This is a genomic window from Paenibacillus peoriae KCTC 3763 (genome assembly GCF_000236805.1).
Classification (GTDB): domain Bacteria; phylum Bacillota; class Bacilli; order Paenibacillales; family Paenibacillaceae; genus Paenibacillus; species Paenibacillus peoriae.
In genome coordinates, this window is sequence record NZ_AGFX01000047.1 from 204,373 (window position 1) to 215,728 (window position 11,356).

The 11,356-nt window shown below is 48.1% G+C and carries 12 protein-coding genes; 6 read left to right on the forward strand and 6 right to left on the reverse strand.

Going from position 1 to position 11,356, the window contains the following annotated elements:
* Nucleotides 1-134: 134 nt before the first annotated feature.
* Nucleotides 135-1,199 (reverse strand): HAMP domain-containing sensor histidine kinase, encoded by a 1,065-nt coding sequence (locus tag KQI_RS0125565; protein ID WP_010349744.1) that lies wholly within the window; start codon nt 1,197-1,199, stop codon nt 135-137.
* Entirely contained in the window at nt 1,196-1,867 is a 672-nt protein-coding gene (locus tag KQI_RS0125570) for a response regulator transcription factor (protein ID WP_010349745.1), read from the reverse strand. Before KQI_RS0125570 ends, KQI_RS0125565 begins: the two co-directional genes overlap by 4 nt.
* A gap of 221 nt (nt 1,868-2,088) precedes the next feature.
* On the opposite strand from KQI_RS0125570, the gene KQI_RS0125575 reads away from it, so the two are divergent.
* On the forward strand, nt 2,089-3,105 hold the full coding sequence (locus KQI_RS0125575; RefSeq protein ID WP_010349746.1) for a zinc-dependent alcohol dehydrogenase: 1,017 nt from the start codon (nt 2,089-2,091) through the stop codon (nt 3,103-3,105).
* A gap of 271 nt (nt 3,106-3,376) precedes the next feature.
* On the opposite strand, the gene cls is transcribed toward KQI_RS0125575, so the two are convergent.
* Nucleotides 3,377-4,888: a cardiolipin synthase gene (gene cls / locus KQI_RS0125580; RefSeq protein ID WP_010349748.1), complete on the reverse strand. Its 1,512-nt coding sequence runs from the start codon at nt 4,886-4,888 to the stop codon at nt 3,377-3,379.
* 230 nt (nt 4,889-5,118) lie between these two features.
* Between cls and KQI_RS0125585 the strand changes: the two genes are divergently transcribed.
* From KQI_RS0125585 to KQI_RS0125605, 5 genes are all read left to right on the forward strand, one after another.
* Complete coding sequence (locus KQI_RS0125585; RefSeq protein WP_010349749.1) at nt 5,119-5,712, forward strand: TetR/AcrR family transcriptional regulator; 594 nt, start codon at nt 5,119-5,121, stop codon at nt 5,710-5,712.
* A 25-nt stretch (nt 5,713-5,737) separates the two neighbouring features.
* Complete coding sequence (locus tag KQI_RS0125590) at nt 5,738-6,079, forward strand: DMT family transporter (protein WP_010349750.1); 342 nt, start codon at nt 5,738-5,740, stop codon at nt 6,077-6,079.
* On the forward strand, nt 6,079-6,393 hold the full coding sequence (locus KQI_RS0125595) for a DMT family transporter (protein WP_010349752.1): 315 nt from the start codon (nt 6,079-6,081) through the stop codon (nt 6,391-6,393). The genes KQI_RS0125590 and KQI_RS0125595 overlap by 1 nt, the downstream gene beginning before the upstream one ends.
* 14 nt (nt 6,394-6,407) lie before the next feature.
* A complete protein-coding gene (locus tag KQI_RS0125600) occupies nt 6,408-7,340 on the forward strand; it encodes a 1-phosphofructokinase family hexose kinase (RefSeq protein ID WP_010349753.1) in 933 nt (310 codons plus the stop codon).
* Nucleotides 7,341-7,571: 231 nt separating this feature from the next.
* Nucleotides 7,572-8,036 carry a DUF3592 domain-containing protein gene (locus KQI_RS0125605; RefSeq protein WP_010349754.1) on the forward strand — a complete coding sequence of 155 codons (465 nt, stop codon included), beginning with the start codon at nt 7,572-7,574 and terminating at the stop codon, nt 8,034-8,036.
* Between the two features lie 11 nt (nt 8,037-8,047).
* Here KQI_RS0125605 and KQI_RS0125610 read toward each other — a convergent pair whose 3' ends face one another.
* From KQI_RS0125610 to KQI_RS0125620, 3 genes are all read right to left on the reverse strand, one after another.
* Nucleotides 8,048-8,662 carry a LysE/ArgO family amino acid transporter gene (locus tag KQI_RS0125610; protein ID WP_010349755.1) on the reverse strand — a complete coding sequence of 205 codons (615 nt, stop codon included), beginning with the start codon at nt 8,660-8,662 and terminating at the stop codon, nt 8,048-8,050.
* Nucleotides 8,663-8,737: 75 nt separating this feature from the next.
* Nucleotides 8,738-9,481, reverse strand: coding sequence for a molybdenum cofactor guanylyltransferase (gene mobA / locus KQI_RS27345; protein WP_010349756.1), 744 nt, complete (start codon nt 9,479-9,481; stop codon nt 8,738-8,740).
* 144 nt (nt 9,482-9,625) lie between these two features.
* Nucleotides 9,626-11,356, reverse strand: a 1,731-nt coding sequence (locus KQI_RS0125620; protein ID WP_010349757.1) for an S-layer homology domain-containing protein, incomplete at its 5' end; no start/stop codon positions are given.

Sequence of the window (11,356 nt, forward strand, 5' to 3'; positions counted from 1 at the left end):
GACATGGTATCTATATTTGTTTGGGGGCAAGTATTTTCCCTTCATTTGGATATACCTGTCGTATCGGTGTATCAAATAAAAGGCAGCCCGAATTCGATGACTTCGAATTTAGGCTGCTCCTAACCGCTGGCTCCTCACTTTTCTACTTTTAATTGGACTGTGAATGTTGTTCCCACGCCCAGTTCGCTCTTAACCGATATGACCCCGCCAACCAGTTCAATCACGCGCAGTGAAAGCGCAAGTCCAAGCCCGTTTCCCTCTGCATGATGTGAAGGATCGCCCTGATAGAATTTATCGAAAATATGCTTCATCGTTTCCTCGTCCATGCCGCAGCCCGTGTCTGATACCATGACGGTAATCGTATCTTCGTCCGAAATTTGCCTTAGGATGATCGTTCCACCGGGAGATGTAAATTTTAGCGCATTGGAGATCAGATTGTGCCATACAATCTCCATCATGCTTTCATCCGCGTGAATGATGGCTCGTTCCCCTATATCCACCACCAATTCAATGTTTTTTTCTTCCCATGCATTTTCAAAATAAAGAGCGCAGTCGCACAGCTGCCTGCACAGGTCGTAGGGGTCGGACGCAGGGCTGATCTCCTGATTCTCCAATTTGCTTAACTTAAGTATGTTGACTACGAGTGTTGCTAGTTTATTAGTGGAAAAAATGATTGTATCCGTATAATCCTTCCGAAGCTCCGGCGGCAAATCATCCTGCTTCAGTGCCATAGCGTAGCCGTGAATGACAGACAGCGGGGTCTTGATTTCATGGGATACATTGGCAATAAAGTCGTTTTTCAGCGTTTCAATGCTGCCCAACTCTTCGACCATCTTGTTGAAATCCTCAAACATCACGTCTACATAATCCTTCTTGTCTGCTTTGTGAATGGGTTCGAGATAGACCGAAAAGTCACCCTCAGCAACCTGTTTTGCCGCCTCACTAAGTTTTCGCATGGGCTTATCAAATTTGTTGTACTTTTGTCGAGCGGTAACAAGGCAATATATGAGGCTTACGATGATCCAATAACCTGAGATCCCGAAGATGTACTGCCACGGGAGGTATTCTCCGGGAATATACGCGTTATAGATTAACGCTTGCCCTGCGGTTAGTGTGGACAGCAAAAAATAGGTGACCAAAAAATCTTTCCATGAAAAATAAGATGACATAATCCGGACATCCGGCTTCAACTTCTTCATTGAAGCACTGCCTTGTAGCCAAGACCATGCACCGTCATGATCTTAAAATCCTCACAGCAGGAAAACTTGTCCCTGAGCTTGACAATATAAACATCCACCGCACGAAGGCTGGTTTGGCTCTCAATGCCCCAAAACTCGTCCATCAGTTGGGCACGTGAAAAGGTACGCTTAGGATAGGAGAGCAATTTATAGAGAATATTAAATTCCCTGACCGTCACGGGAACTTCTCTACCGTTCACCGTTGCAGTCCTATCATCTGCATCCATCAAAAGGCTCCCTACCCTCAGCTTTTTCTCATGGGCAATATTGGCCCGTCGAAGCAGCGCCCCCACTCGCAAGACCAGTTCATCCATATTAATCGGTTTCACCATGTAATCGTCAATGCCTGCAAGGAAGCCTTTTTGTTTGGAGGAAATATCGTCACGGGCCGTAATAAAAAGAATAGGGATTGTTTTGTTAATACCTCTGACCGTCTCCGCAAATTCAAAGCCGTCGATTTCCGGCATCATGACGTCGGATATGAGAAGGTCATACAAATTGTTATACATCAAGTCATATGCCTCCCGCGCATTCAGGCAACCTTTGGCTTTGTATCCGTTGTTGCTTAAATAGGTGCAGATAATTTGGTTGAGCTTGGTATCGTCCTCGACAACAAGTATGTTGATCATAAAAACGTCCTTTCCAAGGGAATAGAATTATGAATCATCATAATAGGCAGATATTAAAAAAATGTTTGAGTAGCTTTTTCATTAATATTTCGCACACATTTCTTCAACATATTTGAAACATTCCTGCTGCATGATAAGGCAATCCAATCCCTCATTGGAAGCTGTTGAAGTAAAAAAACGTGCAGACGAACGATTATAATTCATAGGGAGTGAAGTCAGAAATGAAGGCAGCGATCTATTATGGCAAAAATGATATTCGGATTGAGGAAAAATCAATTCCGATTGTGGCTCCCAAAGATGTCCTGGTCAAAAATTTGTGCGGCGGGATCTGCGGTACAGATATTAATATCGTCAAGGCCGGTAAAGGAGATATGGGAATCCGGCTTGGTTCGGAATTTGGACATGAAATGGTCGGCGATGTTGTAGAAATTGGATCTGAAGTGTCTCCACAGATCAAAGTCGGGATGCGTGTAGGGATTAATCCCATTACAGCAAAAAAAGTTGGGAGACGGTTGTCCCTGGAATGTTCCGGATTCTCCCAGTATGTCCTGGTGGAAGATGCTGAGCTTAACCATAATCTGTATGAAATCGATAAAAGTGTTCCCTTAGAGGTCGCGTCACTGCTGGAACCGATGGCCGTTGGACGGCACGGTGCTTTTAGCGCGAACCCGCAGCCAACCGATAATATTGTCGTTCTGGGCGCAGGTCCGATCGGACTTCTCGCTGCTGCCAGCTTGATTGCTGAAGGCATGGACAACGTCTGTGTCGTCGATATTGACGAATGGCGATTGGCAAAAGCTGCTGGAATAGGTGCTGTAACCGTAAATACAGCAGAAACAACACTTGAAGAAGGCTTGGCAGCACATTTTGGTACCATGAACGTTTACGGTCTTGACGTCCCCAATGTAGATGTGTTTATAGATGCAGCAGGTGCTCCGGTTTTGTTTGAAAGCGTTATGAGAATCGTTAAACCCGAGGCCAGAATTTCAATTATTGCCGTTTATAAAACGGAGGTGCCAGTCAGCTTGCACCAAATCATGTCAAAAGAAGTAGTAATTAAGGGTTCTAGCGGCTATACCCACGAAGATTTTTGCAAGGTTGTAGAGCATCTCAAAAATTTCAAGAATGAGCTTTCCACCCTGACAACGCAGGTATACAAGCTTGATGATATTCAAGAGGCCTTTAATAAGGCCATTGATGCTAAGGAAACAGTGAAAGTGGTTGTGGATTTAACGTGAAATCCCACCAATTATGGGGTTGATTTTTGACTCAAATTCCGATAACCATAGCCTATCTAAGTGACAGGGCTTCGCAGGAGGTAGTCCAGGAAATAAAAAGCGCATTTCACGTGCTGGATACGTGGATCATCCGAAGCAGAAGTGCGATGCGATCTTACTATTTTAATCGAATACCAACTGCCCTGTCGTCGCGATGGGGCTCTTTTATTAACCAATTCCGGCGAAGGAACGTGTCTCACCAGTTAACAATCCCGGCATTGATCTACTCATCCTACAAGAGTGGTGAAAGCAGCCGGGCGAGCGATTCCATCAAGCGTTTGAACAAACGCTTTTTCATAAATTCCTCGCGCACAATTAGGCTGGCAGAATGCAAATCCCGTTCGTAATCCTTCACCATCTGCTGTACACTGTGCGTTTGAATCAGCAGAGCATTGACTTCAAAGTTCAGATGGAAGCTGCGCATGTCCATATTGGCAGTTCCGATGGTAGCAACTTCCCCATCAATGATGAGCAGCTTGGAGTGAAGAAACCCTTTTTCATATTCATATACCTTGACCCCTACCTCCAGCAACGATTGGAAGTATGAATGGGACGCGAGAAACGGCAGCCACTTGTCCGGTTTCGCAGGAAACAGAATGCGCACATCCAGACCGGAGAGAGCAGCCATCCGCAGGGCAGTCAGAATATCCTCATCCGGGATGAAATAAGGAGTGGCGATCCAGACCGACTTGCGAGCGGACGTGATCATGGAGAAAAACAAATTTTTGAGCGTTCTCCGCTCATTATCCGGGCCGCTGGCAATGATCTGCACGCCTCCGTCTGTAATCGGTTCAATATTGGGAGACAGATATTCCTTATCCAGCACCGATTCGCCTGTCATATGAAGCCAGTCCTGCAAAAATATAAGCTGCAGCGTCCGCACAGCCTCACCCTTCACAATCATGTGCGTGTCACGCCAGAAGCCGTAGGCTTTATTGCGACTAAGATACTCATCCCCTACATTCAGACCGCCAATCAGCCCGATACTGCCGTCAATGACCACGATTTTACGGTGATTACGGTAGTTTACCCGGCTGGAGAAGAACAAAATCCGCGCGCCGCCGTATGCAACGACTTCTACTCCTGCATCTCTCATCTCCTTCAAAAATGCCTTCGACAACTGAATGCTGCCCACCGCATCGTACATAAACCGAACCTTGACGCCTGCTTTCGCCTTTTCGATCAAAATTTTCTGAATGCTTGTACCGATATCATCCGACCGGAAAATGTAATATTCCATATGGATATGATGCTGCGCCTTACGCAGCTCTTCCAGCAAAGTGGAGAAGGTTTCATCCCCATTGTTCAGAATTCGGGTTTCCGTTGCAAAATAAATCGGGGAGCGGGCCAGTCTACGAGCCAAACGCATTAACTGCTGCTGCTCATCTGTAAAGCAGGTCAGATCACGTTTGACGTGCATGGCATCCTTTTCAATCCGCTCGTAAGCCTGTTGGTCACGCAATGCCTTTTTGTCATACTTGCGGCGTTTGAAAACATTTTGCCCAAACAAAAAGTAAAGAGGAAGTCCAACAACCGGCAGCAAAGCCAGCAGTAAAATCCATGACATCGTAGTGGAAGGATTGCGATTCTCCGTAAAAATAATCAGACTGATAGAGATAACCGTCAGAGTAGAAAAGATACTGATGACAGTCCCTTCATTTGTGCCGATGGAATTAAACAAGCCAAAATAATAAAAAATAAACACCAAAACCGCGATCAACACGGCTAGCAAACTTCGCCTCATAGCCAACCTCACTTCCAATGGACTGCATTTGACAGGTATTCTTCATTATATTGTACATGAGCCCCTTATTTCTTCCCACTTTTTTATTAAAGGTGATGATAAAAAATGAATCTGGAGAAAAGCAAAGTACAAGAGGATCTTGCAAAATCCTTGCAAATGAAATGATACGGGGTTGACACTAATTTTTTTTCGTGCAAGAATAACTAACGAACGTTAGGTAGGTGAGAATAATGGGGATGGAAGACATTCGAAAAGCTGCTCTTTTCCATTTTGCCACCATTGGGTATGAGGGAGCATCCTTGAGCAATATTGCCGGTGAGGTCGGTATTCGAAAACCGTCTATATATGCGCATTTCCAAGGCAAGGAGGATCTGTTTCTACAGGTGGCGAGGTACGCTTTTCAAGAGCAGAATTTACGTATTTTCGAATACTTTACGGAACGCATAGATCAGTCGCTGGAGCATACACTGCATGACTTCCTGTTTTGGATGGGGCAGGAATATGAGAATAACAACACCGCCAAGTTTATGATTCGCTTTTCCTTCTTTCCGCCTGTGTCTTTGTATAACGAGGTTCTGGATATTGTTAATCCTTTTCTGGACAAAATGGAGCGAAAATTGACTCGCCGCATCCGGAATACGCGGGATCGGGAACCCTTTGGACATATGGAGCCAGTGGATGTAGCTCTAGCCTACATGACATTGGTGGACGGAATCATGGTGGAGCTATTGTACAGTGGAAGCATCAACTACCACCGGAGACTGAACGCTGCGTGGCCTATTTTTTGGCGTGGGATTACGTTAATTCCACCTCATGAAGCATGAAGAAACAGAGAGGAGAACGTTCATCATGAACCGCAGTTGGATTTATGTTTTTGTGGGCGGCCTGATTGAGGTCGTATGGGTATCAGGTCTGAAGCACGCGGATTCTGTACTCGCCTGGATGATAACCGTGCTGGCTATTGCAGCCAGCTTTTATTTGATTATAAAGGCTGCCAGCCGTCTGCCTGTAGGCACGGTGTATGCCGTATTCACCGGACTGGGCACAGGTGGCACCGTCGTAGGCGAAATGCTGCTATTCGGGGAACCGTTTCGATGGTCTAAAACGCTGTTAATCGCCCTTTTGCTGGCAGGTGTCATTGGCCTGAAATTAGTGACTGACCGTGATGCTCAGAAAGGAAGTGACGCATAATGGCTTGGTTTGCATTGGTTATGGCGGGATGTTCGGAAGTATTCGGAGTCATTGGCATGAAGGGAATTACGGTTGGCAAGGGATGGAAGGCTTTCATGCTGATGGTCTTATCCTTTGTTCTCAGCTTCTCGTTGCTCAGCTATGCGATGAAGAGTTTGCCTATGGGGACTTCTTATGCGGTATGGACAGGCATCGGAACGGTAGGCAGCACGATTACAGGCATGTTTTTGTACGGTGAGCAAAAAAGCGTATTGCGTGTCCTGTTCATCGCCATGATTCTTGCCGCAGCTTTGGGATTAAAGCTGATTTCCTAAAGGAGTGATGCCTTGTGATTACAACCGTAACGCTTAATGCGGCTGTAGATAAAATCTACACCGTTGCAGGCTTCAGCTTGAATGCCGCCCACCGCATCGAAGGCGGTCTGACGGTGCCGGGCGGCAAGGGCGTAAATGCCGCCCGCGTCATTCACACGCTGGGCGAGCCTGTGCGGGCGACCGGATTTGTCGCCGGACACACCGGCCGGCTGCTCACTGACGGGTTGAGCGCGGAAGGTGTGAGCGCCGATTTCATCGAAGTCGCTCACGGGGAAACCCGTCTCGCCATTACCGTGCTCGACCCGTCCGCGCACACGCAGACCGAGCTCATTGAGAGCGGCCCGACCATCGGACCGCTGGAGTTGGCCGCGCTGCGGCGCAAAATCACGACCCTTGCCGCAGACTCGGCTTGGGTCGTGTTCTCGGGCAGCCTGCCTCCCGGCTGCCCGCCAGATCTGTACGCCGAGCTGTGCACGCTGGCGAAGGCGCGCGGCGCGCGGGTGGCGCTGGACGCGAGCGGCGAAGCGCTGCGCCTGGGGCTGCGCGGAAAGCCCGACCTCGTGAAGCCCAACGAGGTCGAGGCCGTCCACTTCGCTGGCATCGACCCCACGCGCCCGGATGCCGCTGAAGCGGCGGCAGCGCAGCTGCTTGAGGCCGGAGCGCAGCTGGCCGTCATTTCGCTCGGCGCACGCGGGGCGCTGGCCGTGACGCGCGATGCGCGCTACCGCGTGAGCCTGCCGCACGCGGACATTGTCAGCGCGCTCGGCAGCGGTGACGCCATGGTCGCCGGGCTGGTTACCGGCGCGGCAGCGGGGCTGGAGCTCCCTGCCATGCTGCGGCAGGGAGCGGCCTGCGGTACGGCGGCAGCTTTGCACGCCATGGCCGGCAGGATTGAGCTCCAGGATGTGAGACATCTGGAGCAAGGCATTACGGTGACGCTGTTGTAAGCAGCGTCACTTTTTTTATTCCATTTGAATATTCTCTTGTTTATGACTCGAATATGCTTTAATCCCAATGTGTCGGCGTGTAGCGATTCAAGCCCGCGATTACCAGGCAACTATAGCGTTGACTTTGATATGCCCTTATTGAACAAGAAGTAATCCACTTAGTCCGATATTCCGATATATTGATTAACGTGTTATCTAAAGGAGTAGATTATCATTTCAATTGATTTTAATGTGTATTGGTTTCATTTTAGCTCCGATCTGCTGATGCCGTTGTTCAGCTTGCTTGGGCTATTGCTGATCTATTTTGGATTCAGAACTATCCGTCGCCATCGCTATCGCAAACGTCATTGGATTCGTACCAAGGGGCAAATCGTTGATGCGCATATTGAAGTTGACGTAGATGTCGTTCCCTTTGATCGTGATGATCCGGTAGATACCAGCTACACCCGCCAGTTAAAAGTACGTTTTTATACGACTTCAGGCCAAACTGTGGAGTTCTGGAATCCTTTTAGCACCAATCTAAGCTTCAACCGGGTTGGCAGTAAGATCAATGTACTATACAATCCGGCAAATCCTCGGGACGCCAGAATTGCTGGCGGTGTAAATGGGGCAGGCTGTCTTGCCTTCTCGCTGTTTTTGATCGGTATTCCCTTCGCTTTGAGCGGGGTATTCGTGATATTGAAGCTTTTCTTCTAACAAGGTTCGGATCACATACCGGTGATGAAATTGATTGCCATATAAATAGCCAGTCCTAAAATAATCAGTGCCGATATTTTATTGAGCACCGTGCCGAACCTTCCTTCTGAATCCATACGTCCGACGAGACGCCCGGCCATTGCCAGACCGATAAACCATATCCACGATACGGACACAGTGGCCAAGCCAAAGGCCCAGCGCTCCGCGCCTCCATATTGAAGTGAGCTGGTTCCAATTACGCCAACGGTGTCGAGTATGGCATGCGGATTCAGTAAGGATACCGAAGCAGCAAAAATCACCTGCTGTTTTGGAAGCATAGGCTGGCTTTCTCCCGAAGAAGCTGCCTGTGATCTCCAAAGGGTCCAGGCCATATATAGCAAAAACAAACAGCCTGCCGCATAGAGCACATTCGTGAGCCATAAAAACCGCTGCAAAACAAGGGATACACCCCCAACCGCAAGCGTGATCAGGATTGTGTCACAGACACCTGCCGTAATGACGGCAGGCAGTGCATTGCGAAACCGCGACTGTGACGCCCCCTGATTAAACACAAATACATTTTGCACTCCCAAAGGCAAAATCAGTCCCAGTGCCAATAAAACGGCATGGATAATCGCTCCCAGCATATTATGTACTCCCCCAAAAATGATTGTATATTTTCTCTCTTATCTTCTGATCTTTTATTCCTGTCCTTGATGTCATTAGTGTTCTGTGTTTTTCTGCGTGCCCGGTACGTTTGGCGAGTGCTCCAATTGCTTCACGATAAGCTGATAATCCTGTGGATAGTTCATATTGAACACAGCTTGCTTCCACATATCCAAGCTTGCACCCGGCCATTCGCCCGCTGTCTCATAACGAACGTTCAAGGAATTCAGCCAGTCAATCAGACGAAGATGGCCGCTTTGCAGACATTTCTCGGCAGACGGCAGCGCACTTCGATGATATAAGCCCAGCAACGGATGTATACGTCCATCCACAGAGGCGATCACCGCCTGTAATCCTGATTCCGTTGGCTGGATCAACAAGTCATTTCCAGCCAATGTTACTCGCTTCTTTCGCACTTGTTGCTTCCTTTGTTCACTGGCTGTCTCTTGCACTGCTGCCCCATTCGTTACGTGAGACAGCAAAGCACGCAATATCTCTGGCTGCACGAGAGGCATATCACAGGCCACGACAATCCCCCACTCCGTGTTGGAAGCAGAAAGCCCCGCATGGATACCGCATAAAGGGCCTAAGCCGGGATACAGATCCGTCGTCGTTTCCAGACCAAGCTCCCTGTATTGCTGTGGATCCCGGGTCACTGTAATAACCCGTCCCGCTACTTGTCCTAGCACTGCAGCTATTCTCTCCAGCACCGTAACTCCTCCGAGCTGGAGCAGTGCTTTGTCCTGTCCCATTCTGCTAGAGCGTCCGCCTGCCACGATAATTCCAGTCACCTCCACCATCACCATCACACCTCCTTTTTCCTAGAAAAATTATATCAATAAACAGGGATAGCTCTAATAATAACATCTATATAAAGCATAAAAAAATAGCGACCCACCTGGATCGCCAAAAAAAGAGTACTTATTCGTCTAATTCATTGTTTTTTAATTCGTAAATTTAATCAACTGTAAAAATCGTTTTAATACCGAAGTCGCTTCTACCCGTGTTGCCTGCTGTTTGGGAGCAAGTAAGCCTGGGGATATACCTTTGATTAAGCCTTGCTCTGTAGCCTGCGCCACAGCCTCTTGGGCCCAAGGAGAAACAGCGGAAGCATCGCTGTAAATCTCTTTATATTTCTCACTAGCAGGACCGGCATTCAGAGCCTGAACATAATGTGCAGCCTTTTCGGTAATGACCACGATCTCCTCGCGAGTAATCAACTTTTCTGGTCCAAATGATTGATTCCCGTAGCCACGGATCAGACCAGCTTCCATCGCAGCCCCAATACTACCGGCATACCAGGCATTTTCTTTTACATCTGTAAAATGCTCTGTTAACGGCTTCTCCTGCATACCAAGCCCACGCACAAGCAATGCCACAAATTCAGCTCTTGTTACAGCCCGGTTTGGCTCAAAAATGTCAGGCTGAACACCTTTGACAATCAGCTTGTTTGCTAGCATCTCCACATCTTTTTGCGCCCAATGATTCTCCAGATCCTTAAACTTTTTGTCTGCTGAGACCACAGCATAAATGCTGTTATGATTGGATTTGATGATTGCTTCCGTATGTCCGTTCACCTTCCGGATCAACACGGGAACAGACGATAGCGCGCCTGTCTTAGGATCGAACCATACGGCCGCAACGTGCTCAGGATCAACTTCATGATCCAGAATTAATTTCCGTTCCACGTAGTTCCCGAAAAATTCAGTAATCTCTTGATTTCCGGCCATTAGCTTGAAATCAACCGGGTTTACCACAACACCCGCTAAGCCCGTGTCAGCAATAGCTTGTCTTACTTGTGCACCGTTTTCGCCTGTCAACGATGAAATTTCAACTGTCAGACTATCTTCTGGATATAATGAGACTAATTTGTCGACCAGTTCAGTAGAAAGAGTAAACTGGGCTGCTGCTGTTCGTATGCTAATCGGCAGATTTATGTTTTCTTTCGCGTATTGTTCTAAAAAGGCGGAAGGTATACTCACTTTTGCAGCTTCACTATAGCCAGAAGCATCCACCAACAGTTCTTTCTGGTCAACGTTTGTAACATTCAGCGCTTGACTAGCGCCTCCATCATTCAAACCGATAAGTTGAATAGTACCGCTCTTATCGGCTACGGCCTTAGCGTCTGTTAATACGGCCCCAGTCTTGGTCTCTGTTGGGGAAGCAGCAGACGAGGTATCCTGTTTAGGCGTTTCCTTATCCTTAGTACGATGTGAACGTTCATCTCGCGTACGGAACGTCCAGTCCTCCGGCGTGTGCATTCCCACATACGGGTTCATTGCTAAGTCCGTCAGTGCTCCCGAGGTAATTTCCAGATAATAGGACTTTCCTTCTTCCAGTCCACCCGATAGCGTAAAGAATGCTATGTTCTCATCTATGTTCACATCACTCCACCACGTCCAGTTCGATTCCCCTGCACCGGATATCCGCAGTTCGCGAACTACGGCTCCCCCCGATGCTTCGTGCAGTCTTACATATCCGTGATTCCATCTCACTGGCTCATTGAACTCCATGTTAAAGTACGCTTGTCCTAAACTCGCACCACTGAAATGAAGACCTTCCGGTGCCTTCGACACCAGCTTCGGTGCGGTAGTGTCTGCTGTCCGGAAGCTCCACGTGTTCTTGTCCCAAATCGCGTTTGTTCCCTGACCCGCGCTATCTACAAACATGCCCGA

What these genes read in the sequence shown, in the direction of transcription:
- cls (WP_010349748.1), bottom strand. Translation starts at nt 4,888, where the DNA reads ATGAGGCGAAGTTTGCTAGCCGTGTTGATCGCGGTTTTGGTGTTTATT.
- KQI_RS0125595 (WP_010349752.1), top strand. Translation starts at nt 6,079, where the DNA reads ATGGCTTGGTTTGCATTGGTTATGGCGGGATGTTCGGAAGTATTCGGA.
- mobA (WP_010349756.1), bottom strand. Translation starts at nt 9,481, where the DNA reads ATGGTGGAGGTGACTGGAATTATCGTGGCAGGCGGACGCTCTAGCAGA.
- KQI_RS0125575 (WP_010349746.1), top strand. Translation starts at nt 2,089, where the DNA reads ATGAAGGCAGCGATCTATTATGGCAAAAATGATATTCGGATTGAGGAA.
- KQI_RS0125590 (WP_010349750.1), top strand. Translation starts at nt 5,738, where the DNA reads ATGAACCGCAGTTGGATTTATGTTTTTGTGGGCGGCCTGATTGAGGTC.
- KQI_RS0125585 (WP_010349749.1), top strand. Translation starts at nt 5,119, where the DNA reads ATGGGGATGGAAGACATTCGAAAAGCTGCTCTTTTCCATTTTGCCACC.
- KQI_RS0125565 (WP_010349744.1), bottom strand. Translation starts at nt 1,199, where the DNA reads ATGAAGAAGTTGAAGCCGGATGTCCGGATTATGTCATCTTATTTTTCA.
- KQI_RS0125570 (WP_010349745.1), bottom strand. Translation starts at nt 1,867, where the DNA reads ATGATCAACATACTTGTTGTCGAGGACGATACCAAGCTCAACCAAATT.
- KQI_RS0125610 (WP_010349755.1), bottom strand. Translation starts at nt 8,662, where the DNA reads ATGCTGGGAGCGATTATCCATGCCGTTTTATTGGCACTGGGACTGATT.